25 protein-coding genes, 2 tRNA genes and 1 pseudogene are annotated in these 22,462 nt (G+C 60.3%); 6 read left to right on the forward strand and 22 right to left on the reverse strand.

Annotated features, from left to right (window positions below; translation table 11 throughout):
- Window positions 1-764 precede the first annotated feature (764 nt).
- The 11 genes and pseudogenes from B4I46_RS02970 to B4I46_RS03020 form a co-directional block, all read right to left on the reverse strand.
- On the reverse strand, window positions 765-1,364 hold the full coding sequence (locus B4I46_RS02970; RefSeq protein ID WP_286898584.1) for a DUF4326 domain-containing protein: 600 nt from the start codon (window positions 1,362-1,364) through the stop codon (window positions 765-767).
- The gene (locus B4I46_RS02975) at window positions 1,361-1,804 is read right to left on the reverse strand and encodes a DUF488 family protein (RefSeq protein WP_286898586.1); all 444 of its coding nucleotides are present in this window, start codon (window positions 1,802-1,804) and stop codon (window positions 1,361-1,363) included. The genes B4I46_RS02970 and B4I46_RS02975 overlap by 4 nt, the downstream gene beginning before the upstream one ends.
- An 8-nt stretch (window positions 1,805-1,812) precedes the next feature.
- On the reverse strand, window positions 1,813-2,484 hold the full coding sequence (locus tag B4I46_RS02980) for a dual OB domain-containing protein (protein WP_286898587.1): 672 nt from the start codon (window positions 2,482-2,484) through the stop codon (window positions 1,813-1,815).
- Window positions 2,485-2,670: 186 nt separating this feature from the next.
- The gene (locus B4I46_RS02985) at window positions 2,671-3,042 is read right to left on the reverse strand and encodes a hypothetical protein (protein ID WP_286898588.1); all 372 of its coding nucleotides are present in this window, start codon (window positions 3,040-3,042) and stop codon (window positions 2,671-2,673) included.
- A pseudogene (locus B4I46_RS02990) lies at window positions 3,039-4,008 on the reverse strand (integrase domain-containing protein). The gene B4I46_RS02985 and the pseudogene B4I46_RS02990 overlap by 4 nt, the downstream one beginning before the upstream one ends.
- A 911-nt stretch (window positions 4,009-4,919) precedes the next feature.
- Window positions 4,920-6,242 (reverse strand): tyrosine-type recombinase/integrase, encoded by a 1,323-nt coding sequence (locus B4I46_RS02995; RefSeq protein ID WP_286898590.1) that lies wholly within the window; start codon window positions 6,240-6,242, stop codon window positions 4,920-4,922.
- 171 nt (window positions 6,243-6,413) lie between these two features.
- Window positions 6,414-6,489, reverse strand: a tRNA-Thr gene (locus tag B4I46_RS03000).
- Between the two features lie 95 nt (window positions 6,490-6,584).
- On the reverse strand, window positions 6,585-6,848 hold the full coding sequence (locus B4I46_RS03005) for a hypothetical protein (protein WP_054915796.1): 264 nt from the start codon (window positions 6,846-6,848) through the stop codon (window positions 6,585-6,587).
- Window positions 6,849-6,886: 38 nt separating this feature from the next.
- The gene (locus B4I46_RS03010) at window positions 6,887-7,267 is read right to left on the reverse strand and encodes a hypothetical protein (protein WP_043862226.1); all 381 of its coding nucleotides are present in this window, start codon (window positions 7,265-7,267) and stop codon (window positions 6,887-6,889) included.
- A 17-nt stretch (window positions 7,268-7,284) separates the two neighbouring features.
- The gene (locus B4I46_RS03015; protein WP_043862225.1) at window positions 7,285-7,491 is read right to left on the reverse strand and encodes a helix-turn-helix domain-containing protein; all 207 of its coding nucleotides are present in this window, start codon (window positions 7,489-7,491) and stop codon (window positions 7,285-7,287) included.
- 9 nt (window positions 7,492-7,500) lie between these two features.
- The gene (locus tag B4I46_RS03020; protein WP_043862224.1) at window positions 7,501-8,079 is read right to left on the reverse strand and encodes a hypothetical protein; all 579 of its coding nucleotides are present in this window, start codon (window positions 8,077-8,079) and stop codon (window positions 7,501-7,503) included.
- 521 nt (window positions 8,080-8,600) lie between these two features.
- Between B4I46_RS03020 and B4I46_RS03025 the strand changes: the two genes are divergently transcribed.
- Together B4I46_RS03025 and mdtI are read left to right on the forward strand one after the other, a co-directional pair.
- Window positions 8,601-8,960, forward strand: coding sequence for a multidrug/spermidine efflux SMR transporter subunit MdtJ (locus B4I46_RS03025; protein WP_043862223.1), 360 nt, complete (start codon window positions 8,601-8,603; stop codon window positions 8,958-8,960).
- Window positions 8,954-9,283 carry a multidrug/spermidine efflux SMR transporter subunit MdtI gene (gene mdtI / locus B4I46_RS03030; RefSeq protein ID WP_043862222.1) on the forward strand — a complete coding sequence of 110 codons (330 nt, stop codon included), beginning with the start codon at window positions 8,954-8,956 and terminating at the stop codon, window positions 9,281-9,283. The genes B4I46_RS03025 and mdtI overlap by 7 nt, the downstream gene beginning before the upstream one ends.
- Before the next feature lie 227 nt (window positions 9,284-9,510).
- Here mdtI and B4I46_RS03035 read toward each other — a convergent pair whose 3' ends face one another.
- The 11 genes from B4I46_RS03035 to B4I46_RS03085 form a co-directional block, all read right to left on the reverse strand.
- The gene (locus B4I46_RS03035; RefSeq protein WP_286898595.1) at window positions 9,511-10,719 is read right to left on the reverse strand and encodes a methyltransferase; all 1,209 of its coding nucleotides are present in this window, start codon (window positions 10,717-10,719) and stop codon (window positions 9,511-9,513) included.
- Window positions 10,700-11,389, reverse strand: a complete 690-nt coding sequence (locus tag B4I46_RS03040; protein WP_043862220.1) for an ABC transporter permease — start codon at window positions 11,387-11,389, stop codon at window positions 10,700-10,702. The genes B4I46_RS03035 and B4I46_RS03040 overlap by 20 nt, the downstream gene beginning before the upstream one ends.
- Window positions 11,386-12,081, reverse strand: a complete 696-nt coding sequence (locus B4I46_RS03045) for an ABC transporter permease (RefSeq protein ID WP_054915792.1) — start codon at window positions 12,079-12,081, stop codon at window positions 11,386-11,388. The genes B4I46_RS03040 and B4I46_RS03045 overlap by 4 nt, the downstream gene beginning before the upstream one ends.
- A gap of 55 nt (window positions 12,082-12,136) precedes the next feature.
- On the reverse strand, window positions 12,137-12,898 hold the full coding sequence (locus B4I46_RS03050; RefSeq protein WP_043862218.1) for an ABC transporter substrate-binding protein: 762 nt from the start codon (window positions 12,896-12,898) through the stop codon (window positions 12,137-12,139).
- Between the two features lie 13 nt (window positions 12,899-12,911).
- The gene (locus B4I46_RS03055) at window positions 12,912-13,685 is read right to left on the reverse strand and encodes an ABC transporter ATP-binding protein (RefSeq protein WP_088514664.1); all 774 of its coding nucleotides are present in this window, start codon (window positions 13,683-13,685) and stop codon (window positions 12,912-12,914) included.
- Window positions 13,686-13,998: 313 nt separating this feature from the next.
- Window positions 13,999-14,433 (reverse strand): hypothetical protein, encoded by a 435-nt coding sequence (locus B4I46_RS03060; protein ID WP_043862216.1) that lies wholly within the window; start codon window positions 14,431-14,433, stop codon window positions 13,999-14,001.
- 99 nt (window positions 14,434-14,532) lie between these two features.
- Window positions 14,533-14,943: a hypothetical protein gene (locus B4I46_RS03065; protein WP_054915790.1), complete on the reverse strand. Its 411-nt coding sequence runs from the start codon at window positions 14,941-14,943 to the stop codon at window positions 14,533-14,535.
- Window positions 14,944-15,059: 116 nt separating this feature from the next.
- Window positions 15,060-15,135 (reverse strand) — tRNA-Phe (locus tag B4I46_RS03070).
- A gap of 91 nt (window positions 15,136-15,226) precedes the next feature.
- A complete protein-coding gene (locus B4I46_RS03075; protein WP_043862214.1) occupies window positions 15,227-15,499 on the reverse strand; it encodes an oxidative damage protection protein in 273 nt (90 codons plus the stop codon).
- Entirely contained in the window at window positions 15,496-16,563 is a 1,068-nt protein-coding gene (mutY, locus tag B4I46_RS03080) for an A/G-specific adenine glycosylase (RefSeq protein ID WP_286898601.1), read from the reverse strand. Before mutY ends, B4I46_RS03075 begins: the two co-directional genes overlap by 4 nt.
- Window positions 16,560-18,794, reverse strand: coding sequence for an AsmA family protein (locus B4I46_RS03085; protein ID WP_286898603.1), 2,235 nt, complete (start codon window positions 18,792-18,794; stop codon window positions 16,560-16,562). Before B4I46_RS03085 ends, mutY begins: the two co-directional genes overlap by 4 nt.
- A gap of 326 nt (window positions 18,795-19,120) precedes the next feature.
- Between B4I46_RS03085 and B4I46_RS03090 the strand changes: the two genes are divergently transcribed.
- From B4I46_RS03090 to B4I46_RS03105, 4 genes are all read left to right on the forward strand, one after another.
- On the forward strand, window positions 19,121-20,764 hold the full coding sequence (locus B4I46_RS03090; protein ID WP_286898604.1) for an OFA family MFS transporter: 1,644 nt from the start codon (window positions 19,121-19,123) through the stop codon (window positions 20,762-20,764).
- A gap of 185 nt (window positions 20,765-20,949) precedes the next feature.
- A complete protein-coding gene (gene hisB / locus B4I46_RS03095; RefSeq protein ID WP_043862210.1) occupies window positions 20,950-21,543 on the forward strand; it encodes an imidazoleglycerol-phosphate dehydratase HisB in 594 nt (197 codons plus the stop codon).
- A complete protein-coding gene (gene hisH / locus B4I46_RS03100) occupies window positions 21,543-22,181 on the forward strand; it encodes an imidazole glycerol phosphate synthase subunit HisH (RefSeq protein ID WP_043862209.1) in 639 nt (212 codons plus the stop codon). Before hisB ends, hisH begins: the two co-directional genes overlap by 1 nt.
- Window positions 22,181-22,441 (forward strand): DUF2164 domain-containing protein, encoded by a 261-nt coding sequence (locus B4I46_RS03105; RefSeq protein ID WP_043862208.1) that lies wholly within the window; start codon window positions 22,181-22,183, stop codon window positions 22,439-22,441. The genes hisH and B4I46_RS03105 overlap by 1 nt, the downstream gene beginning before the upstream one ends.
- Window positions 22,442-22,462 lie beyond the last annotated feature (21 nt).

Here is a 22,462-nt window from a genome sequence, read left to right on the forward strand (position 1 = left end):
CCAGCCCATAGAAACAAAAAAACAAAAACCAAAATCCATGTCAACCCTACGACCTGACTATCTCTGGTGGTCGTTAAAAAGCTATTAGGGTGACCTGGGATATTCATCTGTAGGACTTTTGGTTTAGTGAGTGGCATAAGAAAAGATAGTGCTGCAGCAGCTAGAGCGGGACCAGCAAATGAAGTGTTTTCTACCTTCATTATGTATTTCAAACCCCATTCGAAAGCTACAAGGATTAACGGAAATCCATACGTTATTAAAGAGTACATTATTTTCTTCGTGCTTATTCTGGTAGGGTTATGTATAGCTTATTTTTGTGAGAAGCATGGGCACCTTCTCCTAGGTACGGACCATCCAGACGATAGCTCAACGCCACCATATAGTCTACTGCCTGCTTATGGCCGATTGTGATTTTCAAGATTTTTAGCTCGATGGATCATACGTTGGCAGGTTTCTCGCCTGCCGTTGACATTTTGAGCTTTCCCTAAAGGAAATGTTGCGGAAGAGCCTCAAACCGATCGAGGCAAGGATGTAAGTTCCTCGTCAAAATGTTCAAACCCTAATAGCTCTGCTGCGCCTACAAATACCGGTATCAAGGCGTACAAGGGCGAAAAGGGGACTGATTTATTTTTTCTCTCTGTCCCGTCCTGAATAATGTTTACACCTTCTGATCTGTTTTTCAGGAGGACGTAATGGAATCAGCTAAAAGGCGGAGTCAGCGCGACTACACGCTGACCTTTAAATTATATCTATACTGGTGATCGTTATTCGCCGTCATCTTGCGAGTTGAGATACTTTGCGATGACATCCCCGTGGCAAGCTGCTGGCTTGCAATGACAACCTAGCGTCTTACCTCTGAGCTTCTCAATGTTCACATCAAACTGTTCAGGCAGTTTGAGAAAGCGCTTTTCAAAATCATAAGAAAACTTAGCGATTACCTCTTCGCGTGTACCCTCTATGCCCATTTGATAGGGGTTTCCCCATAAAGTCCCCCTCCCGATGTAAACATCATAGCGCTCGCCTGAATCTTTATTTGAGACTTTGGTAATCTTTAAGTTTATAGTCCGTATTGGTATTTTTTTATCAAGCAACTGATTGAATAGAGTGAAAAAGCAATTTCTCTCTTCGTCTTGAAACAGAATTGCATGTGTTACCTTATCCAAGGCAGCTTCGTCTGAAGTAAAACACGTCGCCTGGAAGCCTTTCGACTTCGAATAGTCGCAAATGAAATTGTTTTCGTCGCGAATATAAAGCAGTTCTACCTTTTCAAGAGAGCTGAGAATTTTCTCAACTTTTCTTTCGAATTTTGAATACGAAAGAAAGTCGCTAGGATACGCGATTAATATTTTTGCCTCTTTACTCATACTAGATCTTTGACAGTTGCATCAGATTTACCCCACGCCTCTTTTAGATAGTTTGCCACTAAGCGACGATGGCATTGATGTGGGAGGTGTTCACTGCAGAGTAAACAACCTTCGTTAATTATATCTAGCTTTACGTGTTTCTCTATGTTTCGCTTCGACATGAGATTGAGAAATTTTTCCTCATATTGTTGCCAGGAAATTTCTTTTTTCTGGTATGGCGATAAAATTTCTTTGGTCGGTGCAAGATCTGGGATGTGAACGTAATCGACGTCGCAAATTTCTTTTAGAAAATATTTTAGATCATCTTTTTTTGCAAATCCGGAGAGCTGAGATACGTTGTTCAAGCGGACGTCTACAATTCGTTTTGTCCCTGAAAGCTTGATTAATGCAAAAAAACGCTCAGCTTTTTTTTCCGTGAATCCGATTGTGAATATTTTCATCTGCGGCCTCAAAATACGTGGGCTACTAGTTTGTAGCTATCCCCGATCTCCGCAGGCAATCTCTCGCCCAGGCTGATCGTCATACCTCGAACATTTGTAAGTTCATAGGTTCCGTAGTTTCTACCTCGATATTCCGCTTGAATTTGAGCATCCGTAGCGGTTAGGGCGTGTTCAACTCCGTTGTATTCAAATAGCACTCTGACTTTGATGTCTCCGTTGTGCTCGGGCCCTACTCGAACCCGCGGATTCTGAGGATTGATCAGACAGAGTGACGTCCTAGGCTCTTGCAACATAGCCCTATCAATTTTGTCATTCAAGCCATAATGGCTCCTGCTTCCGTTTTCCCAGAGGGTATCAGGCTGATCCAACCAGTTACCAATCTCAGAATTCTGGATTTCTCCGACTTTAGTCCATCTCGCGCCCGAGATGATCATATTTTCACCTTGGAAGGTGCCTTGTTCGCGACCTGAAAATTCGATTCGAATGATGTCACGAACAGAGGCGTATTGACCTTGACCGTAATCCATCTCAGGGAATTGAATCTGTCGCTGCCCCGCCGTACGACCAACTGGCCTGATCCACCGTCCGGCATACGGTCCGGAGTAAACCTTCCCGGCGATACAGCGTCCACCGTGCTTCCACGAGTTAGCCAAGCAAACGATATCGTACTGATAGGGCATTGGATCCTTCCTTGTGTGATGGCAGTGTGCCTTCCTTAGATCCTCGCTTGTCGTGTGTTCAGAAGCAAGTCCCGCTTTGGTTTGATCTTTCTTCGTACGCCTGCTGTGCCGACGTAAGCTTCGGTGTCTGAAACCGAAAATAGATGGTTCTAATGCCCATTCGTTCTGCTTCAGGCTTTTAAGCGATTACAGCCCGTGGTTGCATTTCGAGGAGCGTAAGGGGATTGGTCTTGGTTTCGTAGAACTACCTGAGGAATCACGGATGACCTGTTTCTCGTCTTGCCTAGGGTCGAAGTGCCAGGACTTTCTCAAGCGATGGACAAGCAACCGCACGGTCAGTAGGTAGTAATAGCGCGTCGATTCGGCGTTTCGGTTCACGCGTTGGCTTAGAAACCATGCGAGATGCTTTTGCTGCCACGTCCAAGGATTATCGCGTTGCCAGCGATCAGCTATTGCTGTTTGGATAGCCTTCGCCTGACGCAGATGGCGTTGGCGCGTGGAATGAGATCCAGTCAGGACGCCCGCCAGGAACAGCTCCATATCGAATGCCTTACTCATGCTCTGCTCCCCATGTAAGCAGAAACTACGTCGATACGACCGTGCCCTAACTCATAGCTGATTTGTGCTTGGGCCTCCTGATCGAGGTGTCGGTCGAGCTGGTAACAACTGCCACCGTTGATGGGCGCAGGATGCTGGGTGATTTGCTCATAGCGTTCGCATGCAAAGGCTGCCCGTAGTTCATGAAAGCCTTTGAGGTTGTGTTTATGGAGAGTCTCCCGTGCGGGGCGAACGAGTACCTGTTGGAAATCACGGTAGCTTTCGTGCTGAGCTAATTGGTTGCGGCTACCGTCAGGCGAGACTTGAAGGGCGAATGCCAGTGCGTCGCGGATGTGCTCATCCACCGTTATCCACCGAGGGGCCGAGGGCCACCTTTGGTGCCGTCCCGGATGTTGATCCTCCCGAGTTGCTCGGCTTCCCGTTGCAGTCGAGGAAGGTCGGCCAAATGGCCTCGCGTAAGCGCATTCCGGCGGCTCGCGCCAAGTGCACGATGGCGGCGGCGCGTGGCATTTGGTGTTCGCAGAGTACGTCAACGATCCGTTTCACATGTTCGCGGTCTTGGCCTTGCGGCACCGATTGACGAACACTGGTGCGCCGCATTCCCAACGCCTTGCTTGGACTCGGCACTTTCACATACTGATCACCGCGAAGCGCCGCCATGGTCCGGTTCACGCTAGACAATCGGTTTTGCGCGGTGGCGATGCCTATAGCGCTTTGTTCAACTTGCTGACGCAGATATCCGGCGTATTCCAGCAAGGTCTGCCGATCAATTTGCCGTGCATCGTTAAATCCTGGTCCATCCTCCGAGCGACACCACCGAACAAACGCCTGCCAGCGATCACTGTGCGCCTTGACCGTGCCGTAATGTCCGCCGCCAAACAGATCGCGCAATGCCTGCGGCCCGGCATAGCTCATTTGCCGGCCATAGCCAAAATTCCGCCCATCTCGTTTACCCACCAACGCCATGATCAAACTCCTCTCGTAGCCAAGCCCTTTCAAGCCTTTCCCCACGTCATCCCGCCAAGAGTGTTGAGTGTTATCAGGGATCAAGGCCCCTGCGACCTGTGAGGATTGTCCACTAACGCGGGACTGACGGCTCTTTACGACCGGGAGCTTGGGCATCTCATGATCTGGCCTCCTGAACACCGAATACCGGTGGGCGGGTGGAGGCTGCATTGGCTGACGGGGCCAATGTCGCGAGATCCTGAGTCGAGTGAAGGCAGTGAAGCGATGACAGGGGCACACCTGACTGTCAGTCAGGTGCAGTCCATTCCGTGGGCTGCGGCACCATCATCCGCATCGCTGTTGCTGGTGACTTCGGTGTTTGTCACGCCGATTGTCACGAGGGGGAATGCCGCAAAGCCTTGTACGAGTTGGGCTGCAGCAGTGGTAGGAGCGCCCGTCTCTTTCCGGGAGAAAGAGACGGACGCAGGTTGGCGCACGGGAATGGCCAAGCGGATAGGTTGCTGCAGGGCAGCTATGAAAGGGGATGAGTTGCCGCAGTGGGCACACTGATAAAAGTAGGCATCCATCACATCGCTGTGACCGTGCGAGCCGCCGGACGCTAATCGCACTTTGGGAGAACCACCACGGTGTGGCGTAGCCTTAAAGGTTCTGGCTACCTGGGTTGCTGTCAACGACAGCGCTTTGCCCGATCATTTCTACACCTGTGGATAATTCGGATCAAGGCTCTAATTATCGGGAGTTCTGCGGCTGTGGATGAAATTATCCACCGGTGGAAATCAGTGGTTTTCCACAGACAGTTGCGCGGGCTTTTGATTTTTTAAGTGAGGTCCATCCAAACAGGGCGGCTTTGCAGCCCTGTTTGGATGGACCCGCGTGGACAAGCGGATCACTGAGGTATGAAGACCGAGCGCTTACTCAGTTGCGCCACGTTTTGCTTTTAGGCGAGTGACGTTCGCTCCGGTCTGGTTCGCGAATTCGTGTGGAGTGACATGCTCCTGCCGGTTGGCCTCCAGGTACCGGCTCCACCAGTTCATGATCAGCCTGCGCTCCTCGATAAACTCGGCCTTGTGAATGTAAGCGGCGCGGACGTTGTTGCGCTCCTTGTGGCTCATCTGCCGTTCAATGGCTGTCTCCGACCACAATCCTGATTCGATCAGTGCGCTGCAGGCCATCGAACGAAAGCCATGGCCGCAGATTTCGGTTTTGGTGTCGTAGCCCATCTTTCGAAGCGCGCTGTTCACCGTGTTTTCAGACATGGGTTTCCAGGGCTTGGTATCGCCTGCAAACACCAGGTCGAATTTACCGGTGAGGACGTGGATCTGTTCAAGCAGGGACACGGCTTGCTGCGATAAGGGTACAAGATGGATATCCCCGGCCATTTTTGTACCCCTTGTGGAAAAGGGGACGCCGTCCAACGCGGGACGGGTGTCGGGAATCTCCCAGGTGCCGCGCTTGAGGTCAAACTCGTTCCAACGGGCAAAGCGCAGTTCACTGGAGCGGACAAACACATGCAGCGAGAGCATGGCCGTCAGCCGGGTAAGTACGCGGCCGTTATAACCCTCAATGCGCTCCTGCAATTCAGGCAGACGCGATAAGGGTAACGCTGGGCGGTGAACAACCCTCGGGGCTTTGATCAAACCTTCAAGATCGGAGGCAGGGTTTGCCGCGATCTGTCGAGCACGCTTCGCCTCGCGCATGATGCTTTGCAGGTAGTTTTGTACCCTTAACGCGACGTCAATCGTGCCACGCTTCTGGATTGCTTCCAGAGGTTGCATCAAGTCGTGAGTGTCTAGGTCGCCAATAGCGCGATCACCGATTAGTGGAAAAACATGGGTTTTGAGACGGCTCAGGACTGTCTTGGCATGGCCCGGAGCCCACTTGGCAGACATCGCTTTGTGCCAGTCCAAGGCTGCGTTCTCAAAGGTTCGGCCTCGGATTGAGGCTTGTGTCTTGGCTTGGTGTTTGGACTCGATGGGGTCGATGCCTTTCGCCAGCATCCGCTTGACCTCCAGGCGCTTGTTGCGAGCATTGGCGAGGCCGACCACGGGGTAGCTGCCGAACGAGGTCAGTCCTTCGCGGCCATCAGGTTTTACATACCTGAGACGCCAGCCTTTACGGCCATTGGGTTGGACTAGAAGATAGAGGCCATCGCCGTCGAAAAGCTTGTAGGCGCGGTCGGTGGGCTTGGCTGAGCGGCAAGCCGAATCGGAGAGTGGAGCAGTGGTCCGCGACATAAGGGTACTCCCCCTTTATCGAATTACCTTACCTCTAACACTACCCCTAAAACGGTTGGAATCCACCAGTTTCTGACGGAAACCGATGGAACGCCAAAACGAAAAACCCGCCAAAAGGCGGGTTTTTCGGGGGTTTCAGAAACACTGAAAACTGTCTCTGCAACCTTGTGATGGTGCCGGCACCAGGAGTCGAACCCGGGACCTACTGATTACAAGTCAGTTGCTCTACCAACTGAGCTATACCGGCATAGGGGCGCTATTATAGCGATCGGTTTGGTTCTGTAAACCACTTCCGCTCAATCTTGCGCAAGGCCACGGTTCACGTGGCCTGCAGCCCTTCTACTACCACCCGCGATGCAGGCTTTCGGCAGTCGGTTCGGCCTTGGCCGGGTCGAACAGCATCGGCTTCTGTTCATGGCAGCCACGCTTGCCGCATTTCACGTAGCGATGCGGCTGCGCCGGCAGGCCATTGTCGCCCAGCACCTGCATCTGCGGCATGTCCCAGCCCGCAAGGCTGTCGCCGCGGCTGGCGTGCCCACCGGCACAGCCACCCAGCAGCAGGGCAAAGGCCACCAGGGCGATGGTGTTGAAGGTGTTCATGGTCATGTGTGTTTTCCCGATTGCATCATGCGGCCCGCAAGCCGTCAGTCCTTGTTCAATATCCGGTGAATCGTGCCGCCACAACCCTGGTAGCACTGGTCGTACTCGCGCCCGCAATCACTCGACAGGCCCGCGCTGTAGGGGTAGCTCGGGTAGTAGCAACTGCGCCGCGCATCCTTCTTGCTCTTGCCCTGCTGGCAGTACTGGTAACTGCGCATCTCGGACTGGTACAGGGCCTGGTTGGCGTTGTCCTGCATGCGTGCCAGTTGCCCGCAGTAGTTGCGCTGTTGCGAGCACGCGCTGATGCATTGCATGCCGTGCTGGCTCGGCGGTGGCGAATAGCGATAGGTGTAGCTCGGCCCACAGCCGCCCAGCAGGCCGGCGGCCAGCAGCAGCGCTGCGCGCCAGTGAAAGGTGATGCTCACGAGAGGGTGTTCCTTGTTCAGTCCTCGCTGAATTCCAGCAGGTCTCCCGGCTGGCACTTCAGCGCGCGACACAGCTTCTCCAGGGTCTCGATCTTGAAACCCTTGATCTTGCCGTTCTTCAGCAACGATAAGTTAGCTTCGGTAATGCCAATAATCTCGGCCAGGTCCTTGGAACGGATCTTGTTCCGGGCCATCACGACGTCGAGCCTGATGATTATCGGCATGGGGCTAGGCTAGACATAACAGTTGTGTTCATCGCTGATGGTCTTGGCGTCACGCATGAGGAGGGAGAAGGCACACAGCAATATGCCCTTCATGATCTCGTAAACCGCCGCGGATGATACACCGATCCCCACGCTGAAGCTCCTTTCGCCTGGCGGCAGGTCGATGCAGAAGGCCAGGCCCTGCAAGGTGGCGATCACCGGCCACAGCAACGGCAGGCCGATGCACAGCAGGCCCACCCACCACAGCAGCTTGATGTTGGAGGCCGTCCACGTCTGCCCGCGTGACAGGCGGATGAAGAACAGGCCGGTGAGGTACAGGGCCAATACCGACAGGCTGGCCGGGATCATGTCCAGGGTGATGACCAGTGCCTGGGCCAGGACGCTGGGCTGGAAGCCCGGCGCCACCAGCAGGGGCATCTGGTCGGCGAAGCTTTGCAGGTAGGCGGCCAGCACGTCGTGCCGGTCGAAAAGCCAGAACCAGGCATTGCAGCCAAATTCGGCCAGCGCCGTACCCCACGCCAGCAACGCCGCAAAGGCACCGATTGCACGCAGACGCGAGCGTGCGTAGGCCACTGTTTTGCTGTTCATGGTTTTTCCTTGGTCTGGTTTGAACGGGGCGGATTATTGAGCAAAAATTATCGCAGTACAATAATTAATTTGTGTGGGATGAGGTGGTGTGGCGATTTGACTCGCAGGGGGGGCGGGGTCAGCGTTGCGGCCTTCGCGGGTCAGGCCCGCTCCCACAGGGATCGCCGCCAACCTTGTGGGAGCGGGCTTGACCCGCGATTGGGCCTTACAGGCTACGCCGGATTTGGGAATTATAATTTACGGGCCTTGCAACCACCTTTCAGGGGCTTTCACCAAATAACGAACAATCCGCAGCAAAATTCATTAGTCATTCTCTATCGATTTGACTTACACAATGCCCTCAGCTAATTTGTTGTGCATTATGTTGAACACTCAAGCGTTGCCGCTCCTCACCTCCCGCCTGGTTTCCCGTGAACGTCACTGGACCGGCGACCTCTAGCGCCACCCTCCCAAACCCCGGCTTTTTCGCTGACGCTCCCGTCAGCCCCTCGCGTTTTTCGTAATGCCCATGGGAGGGCACCATGCGTTCCTGGATCTATCTGTTCATCGCCATCGTGGCCGAAGTGATCGGTACCACGTCGATGAAATTCGCCGCCGATCATTCGCCGATTCTCGGTCACGCCCTCATGTACGCCATGATCGGCCTGTCCTACGGCTTCCTCGCGCTCGCCGTGAAGCGCGTGCCGCTGGGTGTGGCCTACGCCCTGTGGGAAGGCATCGGCATCGTGCTGATCACCGTGGTCAGCGTCACCTGGCTGGGTGAAAGCATCGGCCTGCTCAAGGCCCTGGGCCTGGGCGTGATGATCGCGGGTATCCTGCTGATCAAGTCCGGTACCCGCAGTGCCCGCCGTGAAACCACCGGGGAGGCCCTGCCATGCTGAGCCTGCAAGTGATCCCCTTTGCCTGGTTGGCACTGGCCATCGTGCTCGAAGTGCTCGCCAACCTGCTGCTCAAGTACTCCGACGGCCTGCGCAAGCGCTGGGTCGCAGCGGCGTCGATCGTCTGCGTGCTGGCTGCCTTCACGGCGCTGGCCCAGGCGGTCAAGGACATCCCCCTGTCGATGGCCTACGCCATCTGGGGCGGCTTCGGCATTCTTGCCACCGTGGCCATGGGCTGGGCCCTGTTCGGCCAGCGCCTGGCCGGTCGCGGCTGGCTTGGCCTGCTGCTTCTGCTGGGCGGCATGGGCCTGCTGAAACTGGCCTGATCGCAGTTCTTAGAGCCATTCGCGAAAATGCTTATGCACAAGCTGCATGCCAACTCGGCGCGTAGTGCATCGCCAGTGGCCAGCCCGTTCGTCTTTGCGCAAATGGCTGTTTTTGCTCAGGTTTAGAAGGTGAACAAAAAATGACCAGCTGTCGCCAGCCCTTGTCGGGCGGCTTTTTCAGCGATTCATCAAAATGTTGCGCACAGACTTATCCACAGGTTTGCGCGTCAACCGCGCTCTGCCAAAAGCATCAGATTCCGCGGCGTGAGAGGGTAGGGGCAGAAGCTGCCAAGGCGCACCTCGAAGCCCTGTTCGCCCAGGTACAGTGCGCGATCCAACACCAGCCATAGCTCCAGCGGGCGGCGGAACAGGTTGCGCACCTGTTCAAGGTTGCGCACCCGGGCCAGTCGCGCCCAGCCAGCCTGTTCCAGTGCCGCCCAATCGGGCGCACCCGTCACCTGCAGCCCCTTGAGTTCGGCCAGGTCCTGGCAGTACTGGGCGAAGGGCTTGTGCAGCCAGTGGCTGGGCAGCGAAGGGGTGGGCAGGTAGCTGTCGCAGCCGCGAACCTCGCGTTGCAGCAGGTCGAAGCCCAGGCGCCGCGCCATCGACGCGTCACGCTGGCGGCGCACGCGGTTGCCGGCGGTGACGGTTTCGCTCAGCGGCAGGCCCAGGTCGTCGACCGACAGGCTCAACGTCGAAGCTTGAGCGGCTGTGGATAACGCTTGGTAGTGCGCTGTGCTGATACGGTTGTAGCAGCACGGCGCAATCGCCAGCTGACGGCAGCCGCCAGCGCTGGCCAGTTGCATCAGGCGCACGTGCAGGTCGCCGCAGGCATGCAGCGCAACGGCGGTGTGCTGGCTGCCCAGCTGGGTGGCAGCATCGGCGGCCATCACGTCCTGCAGGCGATGCTCCGCAGGCAGGTGATGGTGCTGGCTGAGCTGTTCGCCGGCCAACACCAGCGCGGGGTCGTATTCCAGGCAGGTCAGTTGCTGCGCCGGGCCCAGCAGGCGCCGGCCCAGGTGCCCCTTGCCCGCACACCAGTCCAGCCAGTGCGTGGGCTGGCGGGCAAAATCAAGGCGCCCGGCAAAGGCCTCGATCTGCTGCCATTTGCGCCCTGGCACGTCCACGTTCAGGCGCGCGTTGGCAGTGGCCAGCTCGATTGTGGATAACTCGCCCACCGCCGACAGCGCCTGGCACTGCGCGGCCAGCTGTGGATAAGGTGCGGGGGCATGTTCAGGCGGGGTGTCGGCCTCGCTCAGCGGCCGCTGGCGCAGCCAGTGGCTCAGGGCGGGGTGCTCGCGCTCCCACGGCAGGTGCAGCTGGGTAAACGGCCGCGGCCGCCACAGGCCCTGGTGCTCCAGCAAAAAGCTGTTAAGGGCCTGGAAGCGGCTATGCAGTGGCTCGCCCTGCAGTACCTCAGCGGCCCTGGCAGGCATCGACCCGCAACCAGCGCTCGAGCACCTTGAAGCCCTGCACCAGCAGGAACGAGATCAGCAGGTAGAACAGGCCGGCGGCAAAGAAGATCTCCACCGGCAGGTAGGTGCGCGCGATGATCGTGCGTGCCATGCCGGTCAGTTCCAGCAGGGTCACGGTACTGGCCAGGGCGCTGGCCTTGAGCATCAGGATCACTTCGTTGCTGTAGGCCGGCAGGCCGATGCGCGCCGCGCGCGGCAGCATGATGTAGAACAGCGCCTTGGCCCGGGACATGCCCAGCGCCCGCGCCGCCTCGATCTCCCCGCGCGGGATGGCCTGCAGCGCGCCCCGCAGGATCTCGGCGATGTAGGCGGCGGTGTGCAGGGTCATGGTCAGCACGGTGCACCAGAACGGATCGCGCAGGTACGGCCACAGGGCGCTGTTGCGCACGATCTCGAACTGCGCCATGCCGTAGTACACCAGAAACAGCTGCACCAGCAGCGGCGTGCCACGGAAGAAGAAGATGTAGCCATACGGCAGCGCGCGCACATACCAGTGGCGCGAGGAGCGGGCGATGCCCAGCGGGATGGCCAGGATCAGCCCGGCGATGACCGCGATGGCCACCAGCTCCAGGGTCAGGGTCGCGCCCTGGGCCAGGCGTGGCAGCCACTTGATGATCACTTCCCAGTTCATTGGTTGGCCCTCGCGAAGCCGCGTGCGGCGCGTTTTTCCAGGAAGTGCATGCCGATCATCGCAAGGATGGTCAGGCCCAGGTAGATGATTGCCGCCACCATGTAGAAGGTGAACGGCTGCTTGGTAACGGTCACGGCCACCTGTGAGTGGCGCATGATCTCTTCAAGGCCGATCACCGACACCAGCGCGGTGTCCTTCATCAGGATCATGAACAGGTTGCCCAGGCCGGGCAGGGCGATGCGCCACATCTGCGGCAGGATCAGCCGCGAGAAGATCCGCGCCTTGGATAGCCCCAGGGCCAGGCCCGCTTCGCGGTGGCCCTTGGGGATGGCCAGGATCGCGCCACGGAACACTTCGGTGGCATAGGCACCGAAGCAAAGGCCCAGAGCGATCACGCCGGCAGAAAAGGCGCTCAGCTCAAGGCCGGGAATATTCAGGAGGTCGCCCAGCTTGCTCATCAGGCTGACGGTGCCGAAGTAGATCAGCAACACCCACAGCAGCTCGGGCACGCCGCGCACCAGGGTCGAGTAGAAACCGCCAAGCCACTGCAGCGGCTTGTACGGCGAGGTCTTGGCCAGGGCGCCGAGCAACCCCAGCACCAGCCCCAGGCACAGGGCCGACAGCGCCAGTTGCACGGTCATCAGGGTGCCAGCCGCCAGGGCCGGACCGAATCCGTAGAGATCAATATTCATGGGCAGGCTTGTTCAGGGACGGGCACCGCCGCAGGGGCGGTGCCGGTCGGGCGAATCAATAGATGCTGAAAGGGAAGTACTTGTCGTTGATCTTCTTGTAGGTGCCGTCGGCAACGATTTCCTTGAGGGCGGCGTTCAGCCTGTCGCGCAGCTGGGTGTCACCCTTGCGCACGGCAATGCCGACCTTGTCGCTCTCGTTGACCGGGTCGCCCTTGAACTCGTAGTTCTTGCCGGCATCGGACTTGAGCCAGTCGTAGTTGGCGTACTTGTCGGCCAGGATGGCGTCCAGGCGGCCGGAGGTCAGGTCCAGGTAGGCGTTTTCCTGGCCGTCGTACAGGTTGACCTTGAAGTCGCCGTCCATGCCGCCGTTGTCGTCCAGCCAGGTCGCGGCCTGGGTGGCGCGCTGGGTACCGATGGTCTTGCCCTTGAGCGAGGCGCGGTCGGTCTTGAAGTCGACGTTTTTCGGGGCGATGAACTGCTGCTTGTTGGAGTAGTACGGGTCGGTGAAGTCAACGGCCTGCTTGCGCTCGTCGGTGATCGACAGCGACGAGATCAGGAAGTCGAATTTCTTGGCGTTCAGAGCCGGGATGATGCCGTCCCAGTCGGAGGTGACCACTTCGCATTCGACCTTCATCTTGGCGCACAGGGCGTCGCCGATGTCCTTGTCGAAGCCTACGACCTGGCCGCTGGCATCCTTGTTGTTGAAGGGCGGGTAGGCCGCTTCGATGCCCATTTTCAGCTTTTCGGCGGCCATGGCGTTGGCCGAGAACACCAGGGTGGCGGCAGCGGCCAGGAGGAATTTCTTGTAGTTCTGCATGCGTGTTGCTCCGTTAGCGGTTGCTGGACATGAATTGTTTACAACGCGCCGAGTTCGGGTTTTCGAAAACCTGCTGCGGCGATCCTTGCTCTTCCACCAGGCCCTGGTGCAGGAAGATGACTTCACTGGACACCTGCCGGGCGAAGCTCATTTCATGGGTAACCAGTAGCATGGTACGGCCTTCTTCGGCCAGCGCGCGGATCACGTTGAGCACTTCCTGGACCATTTCCGGGTCCAGCGCCGAGGTGGGCTCGTCGAACAGAATGACCTTGGGCTTCATCGCCAGGGTGCGCGCAATGGCGGCACGCTGCTGCTGGCCGCCGGAGAGTTCGGCCGGGTAGCTGTGGCGCTTGTTGTGGATGCCGACCTTGTCCAGCAGCGCCTCGGCGTGCTCGATGGCCTCGGCCTTGCTCTGGCCGAGCACGCGGCGCGGCGCCTCGATGATGTTGTCGAGCACGCTCATGTGCGGCCACAGGTTGAAGTTCTGGAACACGAAGCCGATCTCGCTGCGCAGGCGGTTGATCTGCCTGTTGTCGGCGGCGATCAGTTCGCCGTTCTTGCCGGCCTTGAGCCTGAGCTCTTCACCGGCGACCAGGATCTGGCCTTCGTGGGGGTTTTCCAGCAGGTTGATGCAGCGCAGCAAGGTGGACTTGCCGGAACCGGACGACCCCAGGATCGAAATCACGTCGCCGTCGCGGGCGGTCAGCGAAATGCCCTTGAGAATCTCCTGCGCGCCGTAGCGCTTGTGCAGGTTGCGGATTTCCAGCGCGGGCGTGGCCTGGGCCATGTGCGGTCCTCTTGAGTTCTGGTGCGTGCCTGCTGTTGTCGGCCTTCCTGGCGAGGCGCAACGCTAGCATAGCGCTCGAACGACAGCCAACAACGGCGGGCGGGGCGAAGGGCCTGTGGGCAGGTGGGTGTCGCATCGATGCAGCGGACTGTCGCGCGGATGACCGCGCGCCCCATTTCCACGGGCCGTAGCCGTGATGAAAAAAGGCGCGATGGTGCCAGTTTTGGCCGATGCTGGAAAGCCGTTTTTGACCGGTTGCACAGCATCCGGGGGTTTTGCCGGCCCTGGGCTGCGGCGCAGCCCGGGTCGTTGCTCAACCGAATTTCTTCTGCTTGGAGACGATCTCCGAGGCCTGCACATAGGCGTCCTGGAACTCGTCGCTCTCCAGCCACTGCATCGCTTGGGCCTCTTCGGTGCCGTCCAGCCAGTGGCGGTAGGCGCAGAACACCTTGCAGATGTAGTCGGTGGAGTGTTCTTCCTTGTGCCCCTTGAGCACCAGGGCCAGCAGCGGGTCGACCAGGAACACGGCAATCATCGAGGCCAGGCCGGTGTCCTGGGCCTGTTTCATTTTTTCGAACAGCGCGGTGTAGCTGCCCGATTCCATGGCCTTGGTGAACACCTGCTCGACGCTGGCGCTGGCGCTCTCGCCGCTGCTCTTGACCGCCTGGCCGCTGCGTACCATGCGGTTTTCGCGGGCCTTGCTGGCGGCGCGCTTGGCGCGTTTTTGCTGTTTGCTGCTGGAAGCCATTGCGGGTAATCCTTGAAAGAAGGTGATGCGTGGCGCTATTGAACCTCACTCCCTCGGCAAACCCAAGCCTGTGTCGCCGCGTGCAGCAGGGGCGTGCCGCTAGGGCAGCCGCCCGCACAGCGCATTGCCTTCATAGCCGTGCATGATCGGCGCCAGGAACATGAACGGGCCGCAGGCATTGAGGTAGGGGTTCTTGTCGACGCTATGGGTGGTGTACATCAGCACGCGCTCGTCGCCGAACCTGTCGTGGCCGAACGCGGCTTCGGTGTAGGTCGAGCACACCGGCAGCTTCAGCGGCACGGGCAGCACCACCAGCCACAGGCTGATGCCGCACCATTCCCGAGTGGCTTCGGAACGTTCGGTGCGGGTGATGTGCGGGGTGATATCACGGCCGAGCAGCTGGCGGTAGGTGTCGGTCTTTTCGACGCGGGTCTGGGGCGAGGCGGACTTGAAGCCGACGCAACCGTTCAGGCACACCAGCGCAAGCGCCGTCATCACAAGCCTTTTCATCCATGAACCCTGGTAGGCGCCGGCCTGGCCGGCGAAGGTGACGACCTGGCGAGCACCAAATCGCAGGCAATAAAAAACCCCAAGGAATCACTTCGCTTGGGGCTTTTCGGTATTAGTGGTGCCCAGAGACGGAATCGAACCGCCGACACGGGGATTTTCAATCCCCTGCTCTACCGACTGAGCTATCTGGGCAACGGGGCGCATTAAAAGCGTTTTTCGGATTTGCGTCAACGACTTTTTGAAAATTTATTAAATTAATTCCGTCGCTTACGAATTTCCGGGGTTATTCGGCAGGCGGCACGTAGCCTTCGGCCTTCTCGTATTCTTCGCCGGAGAAGAACTTGTCCATCTCGCCCTGGAGGTACTTGCGGTCCTCGGCGTTCATCATGTTCAGGCGCTTCTCGTTGATCAGCATGGTCTGTTCCTTCTGCCAGTCGGCCCAGGCCTTCTGCGAGATATGCTCGAAAATGTCCTGGCCCTTGGCGCCGGGATACGGCGGGCGCTCCAGGCCAGGCAGCTCTTCTTTGTACTTGCGGCACATTACGGTGCGGGTCATGACGACTCTCCTGCATTCAATACGTGGGCCGCGCGTTTGAGCAGTTTCTTGACCGGGGCAGCAAGGCCCAGGCGCGGCGGGGTGGCGAGGTTATACCAGAGCCAGTCGGCCTCGGCCACGTGGTCACCCTGGGGGGCCACCGGCACCAGCCAGGGTTGGATCGCCAGCTGGAAGTGGCTGAAGGTGTGGGTCAGGCTGTCCAGCGCCACGGGCTCGCCCAGGTTCACCCCGTGCTGCTCGGCCAGGTGTTTCAGGTCGTCGAGGCTGTCCAGCTCCGGCAGGCTCCACAAACCGCCCCACAGGCCGCTGGACGGGCGCCGGTACAGCAGGATGGCGCCCTCGTTGTTGGCCAGCAGCGGCATCAGTGTGCTGCGCTGGGGCAGGGTCTTGCGCGGCTTGGGGATCGGGTAGCGGATCTCCTGGCCGAGCATGTGCGCCTCGCAGCCGCGCTCCAGCGGGCACAGCAGGCAACTGGGCTTGCTGCGCGTGCACAGGGTGGCGCCCAGGTCCATCATCGCCTGGGTGTAGTGGTTGACCCGGCTGTGGGGGGTAAAGCGCTCGGCGTTGGCCCACAGCGCCTTGGCCACCTTGGGCTCGCCCGGGTAGCCTTCCTGCGCGGTGTAGCGGGCCAGCACGCGCTTGACGTTGCCGTCCAGGATCGGCGCACGCAGGCCCATGCTGATACTGGCGATTGCCCCGGCAGTGGACAGGCCGATGCCGGGCAGCTCGGTGAGCTTCTCGACATCGCGCGGGAATTGGCCGGCGTACTGCTCCACCACGATCTTCGCGGTCTTCTGCAGGTTGCGCGCGCGGGTGTAGTAGCCCAGCCCGGTCCACAGGTGCAGCACCTCGTCCTCCGGCGCCGCGGCCAGGGCCTCGACGCTGGGCAGGGCTTCCATGAAGCGCCCGAAGTAGTTGAGTACGGTGCTCACCTGGGTCTGTTGCAGCATGATCTCCGACACCCACACCCGGTACGGGGTGATGCCCTGTTGCCAGGGCAGGTCGTGGCGGCCGTTACGGTCGTACCATTCCAGCACGGCGCTGGAAAACTGCTCGGGATTCATCGTTTGAACAGGCCCTTGAGTGCGTCTTTGAGTTCGGGACTGACCTTGTCACCCAGCTTTTCGTTGAGCTTTTCCTGCAGCTTGTTGCCCAGCGCCTTGCCGGCCAGCTTGCCCAGGCCGTCCTTGTCCACGCGGCAGGCCTTGGCACCCAGCTCCAGCGGGCCACGGCAGCGCAGCGGGAATTCCAGCCCCACGTAGCGCTCGTTGACCTGGCAGGCCGGGTCGGGCATGTCGCGCTTGTCGCCCTCGACGATCACGCCCACGCGGTAGTCCATGCCCAGCACACGCAGGTCGAGGTCGCCGTGGCCGTTGACGGTCAGGCCCGGGATGCGCACCTTCAGGTCCGGGTTGCTGGCCACGCCGTTGCGCAGCACCAGGCTGCCCTTGAGTTCCTGGAACGGGGTGTCCTTGCCGCGTGGTTCGCCGCTCAGGGCCTTGCGGTTGAGGGTGGCGATGCCCTGGCACAGCTGCTGCTCGAGGTTGGCATTGACCAGCACACCGTTGTTGATGACGAAGCTGGCGTTGCCATTGAGGGTGTCGATCAGCGCCTTCTGGCTGTTGCCGCTGCCGGTCAGGTTGCTGCTCAGGGTCAGCAGGCCCTTGACCGGCGGGGTGTCGGTCTGGCTCTTGATGAAGTGCTCCACCGGTACGCGGTTGACCTGGGTACTCAGGCCGATCTGCGGTACCGCAGGGCGCACGTCGAGGGTGCCCTTGGTAGCGAAGTCGCCGTTGTAGAGGCCGCCCTGCAGGGTGTCCAGGGTGATCAGGCCACTCTGGCCACGGGCCTTGAGCACGGCGTTCTGGATAGGCAGCTGTTCAAGGGTGAGCACGCCGAAGCTCAGGTCTGCCTGCAGGTCGAGTACGCGCAGGCGGTCCACCGGCAGCAGCTTGTCGGTGCTCCAGGCGGTCTTGGTGGGTGCGTCCGGCAGCGGTGTGGTGCCGGCTCCTGCCAGCGCGCCGGCTTCGTTCTGCTGCACCTCGGCCTGGCGCGCGGCCTTGGCGCCGGTGGCGGCCTCGCTCTTGGCCGGCAGGTAGCGGTCGGCATTGAACGTGTCGGCTTTTAGCTGCACGCGCAGGGCCTGCTTGGCGAAGTCATCCACCGCCAGGCGGCCGGTGAAGGTGCTGTCGTCGAGCTTCACTGCCAGGTCTTCCAGAGCCAGGCGGGTGGGGCTGCCTTCCAGGCGGCTGACCAGCTCGAACTTGCCCAGGGTGGCGGCATCGGCCATCGGTGGCACTGCCACGCCGACGCTGTCGAGGAACGTGCGCAGGTCGAGCTGGGCGATGGACAGGCCGCCGGTGAGCTTGGGCGTGCTGTTCAGGTCACGCACGTTCAGCTCGCCCAGGGCGCGCAGCTGGTTGGCCGACAGCTTCAGGCCGTTCCATTCGGCGACGTTCGCGGCCATGTCCACCAGCAACTGGCCCTGGGCGGCGAAGGTCATGGTCTTGCCCTGCAGCGGCTCGCCGGAGGCTTCGCCGCTGAGCTTCATGTCTTCGAACTGGTAGCGCTTGAGCGCACGGTCGAAGCGCAGTTCGCCCTTGAGCTCGGTGCGGGCGCGCAGGGCCGGCTGGCCAGCGCTGAAGAAGGCGGTCATGGTCAGCGGAATGTTGACCCCTTCGTGAACCGCGCCGGTGCTCAGCTGGATGCTCTCGGCGCTGAAGCTCTGGCCGCTTTGCGCATCGCTGTACTGCACCTTGGCGTTGTTCACGGTGAGGCTGTCGATGTCCAGCTTGACCGGGCGCTCGGCGGCGGCCGGCTTGGCCGGGGCCTCGCCTGGGGCGGGTGTGCCGGCGCTGCCTTCGGCCGGTGCAGCCGGGGTGGCGGCCGGCAGCGGCTTGCCGATGTCTTCCCAGTTGCCGTGGCCGTGTTCGTCGCGGGCCAGGGTCAGGTTAAGGCCCTCGACGCGCACGTCGCTCATCTGCACTTCACGGCGCAGCAGCGGCAGTACGCGCACCGACAGGCCGAGCATCTGCAGGTCGGCGAATGGCACCTTGGGATTGTTGAGCGTGGCGATGCTCGCCTCGTGCAGTTCCAGCCCCAGCCACGGGAACAGGCTCCAGCCGATGTCGCCGTTGAGCGTCAGCTCGACGTGGGCCTTGTCGCGTGCCAGCTGGCGGATCTCGTCTTTGTAGTCGTTGGGATCGAAGAGGTGGGTCAGGGCAAAGCCCAGCGCCACAATGATCAGCAACAACCCGAGTATCACCAGCCCCAGGATTTTGCCGAACGCTTTCATGGGCGAGTCCTTGTAGTCCGATTGTAAAATTCAGCCGCAGAGTATAGCCCCGTGCAGGGCGCGCGGGCGCGGCGCGACCCGGGTTTGGACAGCAACCGGCGGGGCAGTTCCTGACACGGGGGTATCAGTTTTCGCAAAAACCACAGTATCAGCCTAATTTCAGCGAGTGCGGCGAATGGTACTCTCTCGCGCCTCCACGGTCCCGTTGCGGCCGATTGTCGCGTCAAAGGGCCGGTTGCCAGATAAACGACGTGCTGCCCCTGGCAGCCAAAGTCGCAGGCAGCAGGTCTGGTCGGTGGAGCATCCATATCACGAGGGGAACAACAATGAGCAGCACTACGGTGGGCGGCATCGCCAGTACGCCCGGCTTCCTGTCCAAGGAACGCATTGTCGCCAGGGCCGGTTTCAACCGCTGGCTGGTGCCACCGGCGGCCCTGGCCATTCACCTGTGCATCGGCATGGCCTATGGCTTTTCGGTGTTCTGGCTGCCGCTGTCGCAGGCCATCGGTATCAGTGCGCCGGAGATGAGCTTCGTGGCGCGCCTGTTCACCGCCGAGTGCGACTGGCCGATCTCGATGCTGAGCTGGATCTACACGCTGTTCTTCGTGTTCCTCGGCTGTTCGGCGGCCATCTGGGGCGGCTGGCTGGAGCATGCCGGGCCGCGCAAGGCCGGGGTGGTCTCGGCCCTGTGCTGGTGCGGTGGCCTGCTGATGTCGGCGCTGGGGGTGTACACCCACCAGCTGTGGCTGATGTGGCTGGGCAGTGGCGTGATCGGCGGTATCGGCCTGGGGCTGGGCTACATTTCGCCGGTATCGACGCTGATCAAGTGGTTCCCGGACAAGCGCGGCATGGCCACCGGCATGGCGATCATGGGCTTTGGCGGTGGCGCCATGGTGGGTGCGCCACTGGCGGCGGCGCTGATGAGCCACTTCGCCGGCCCTGACGGGGTGGGCGTGTGGCAGAGCTTCGTGGTGATGGCGCTGATCTACTTCGTGTTCATGCTCGGCGGTGCCCTGGCCTACCGTGTGCCGCCCACCGGCTGGAAGCCCGAAGGCTGGAGCGCGCCGCAGAAAAAGGCCGGTAACGCGATGATCACGCACCGGCACGTGCACGTCAGCGTGGCGTGGAAGACGCCGCAGTTCGCGCTGATCTGGCTGGTGCTGTGCCTTAACGTGTCGGCCGGCATCGGCATTCTGGGCATGGCCTCGCCGCTGCTGCAGGAAGTGTTCGCCGGCAAGCTACTGGGCAACGACCTGAGCTTCAGCCAGCTGGATGCCACGCAACTGGCGCAGATTGCCGCCATTGCCGCGGGCTTCACCGGGTTGCTGAGCCTGTTCAACATCGGCGGGCGTTTCTTCTGGGCCTCGTTCTCCGACTACATCGGGCGCAAGAACACCTATTTCGCCTTCTTCGCCCTGGGCGTGGCGCTGTATGCGCTGATCCCGAACATGGGCCACCTGGGCAACATCGCGCTGTTCGTGGCGGCGTTCTGCATCATCCTGTCGATGTACGGTGGCGGCTTCGCCACGGTGCCGGCGTACCTGGCCGACCTGTTCGGCACGCAGATGGTGGGCGCCATTCACGGTCGCCTGCTGACCGCCTGGGCGGCAGCCGGGGTGCTGGGCCCGGTGCTGATCACCTACCTGCGCGAATATCAGCTGGAGATGGGCGTGGAGCGGGCGGCGGCGTATGACATGACCCTGTACATCCTGGCCGGGCTGCTGGCGCTGGGCTTTTTGTGCAACGCGCTGGTGCGGCCGGTGGCCGACAAGTACTTCATGACCGATGCGCAACTGGCGGCCGAACAGGCGCTGGGGCACGACAAGGGCGCCAATGGCAGCACCGTGCTGGAGTGGAAGGCCGCGCCGGGCAGTCGGCCGCTGGTGATTGCCGCGTGGCTGGTGGTGGGCGTTCCGCTGGCGTGGGGGGTGTGGGTGACCCTGCAGAAGACAGCGGTGCTGTTCCATTAAAGGCATCGCGGGTCAAGCCCGCTCCTACAAGGATCTCTGCTGACCGTGTGGGAGCGGGCTTGACCCGCGATGAGGTCGGTACTGCTGACGCAAATTCCCCGCCAACTGTCTTCTTCGTTCCAAGCCACGCGTATCTAGGCCTATAATGGACACCTTTTTCGCCCAATGATTTTGCGGAGCTGGTGATGGTCGAACGTACGGCTAGCGTCGAGCGCAATACTCTGGAAACCCAGATCAAGGCCTCGATTAACCTGGATGGCAGCGGCAAGGCCCGATTCGATATCGGTGTGCCTTTCCTCGAACACATGCTCGACCAGATCGCCCGACATGGGCTGATCGATCTGGACATCGAGTGCAAGGGCGACCTGCACATCGACGATCACCATACCGTCGAAGACGTCGGTATCACCCTGGGCCAGGCATTCAACCAGGCCATCGGCGACAAGAAGGGCATCCGCCGCTACGGCCATGCCTACGTGCCGCTGGACGAGGCGCTGTCGCGCGTGGTCATCGACTTCTCCGGCCGCCCGGGCCTGGAGATGCACGTGCCCTTCACCCGCGCCACCGTGGGCGGTTTCGACGTCGACCTGTTCCAGGAATTCTTCCAGGGCTTCGTCAACCACGCCAACGTCTCGCTGCACATCGACAACCTGCGCGGACACAACACCCACCACCAGATCGAGACCGTGTTCAAGGCCTTCGGCCGCGCACTGCGCATGGCCATCGAGCTGGACGAACGCATGGCCGGCCAGATGCCGTCGACCAAGGGCTGCCTGTAATGCAGACGGTAGCCGTTATCGACTACGGCATGGGCAACCTGCACTCGGTGGCCAAGGCCCTGGAGCACGTGGGCGCCGGCAAGGTGCTGATCACCAGCGATGCTGCGGTGATCCGCGAGGCCGACCGCGTGGTGTTCCCGGGTGTGGGCGCGATCCGCGACTGCATGGCCGAGATTCGCCGCCTGGGCTTCGACAGCCTGGTGCGTGAAGTCAGCCAGGACCGCCCCTTCCTCGGCATCTGCGTGGGCATGCAGGCCCTGCTCGACCACAGCGAAGAGAACGACGGCGTCGATTGCATCGGCCTGTTCCCGGGCAATGTGCGCTTCTTCGGCAAGGGCCTGCACGAGGACGGCGAGCACCTTAAGGTGCCGCACATGGGCTGGAACGAAGTGTCCCAGGCCATCGACCACCCGCTGTGGCACGACATCCCCGACCGTGCGCGCTTCTACTTCGTGCACAGCTACTACATCACCGCCGCCAACGCGGCGCAGGTGGCGGGCAGTGGTCACTATGGCGTCGACTTTGCCGCCGCGCTGGCCGACGGCTCGCGCTTTGCCGTGCAGTTCCACCCGGAGAAGAGCCATACCCATGGCCTGCAGCTGCTGCAGAACTTCGCCGGCTGGGATGGTCGCCGGTAATGGGCAAGTCCCGCGCCAAGCGGCCGATCCTCACCCTCGCGCCTGAAGAAGAGCGCGAGGCGCTGGCCAAGCTCAAGCGTTTTCTCGAAGACCGCTTCGAGCTTGAGCTGGGTTCGTTCGAGGTGGCTGAAGTGCTGGAGCTGTTCAGCCAGGAGATTGCACCGCATTACTACAACAGGGCGATTTTCGATGTGCAGGCGCACCTCAAAGAGAGGTTCGAAAGCATTGAAAGCGACTTGTGGTCGCTCGAGAAGAACTGACTTCCCGAGCTCACTGTTTAC

It is taken from the genome of Pseudomonas sp. UBA7500, assembly GCF_002478435.1.
In the GTDB taxonomy this organism is placed as follows: Bacteria; Pseudomonadota; Gammaproteobacteria; order Pseudomonadales; family Pseudomonadaceae; genus Aquipseudomonas; species Aquipseudomonas palmensis.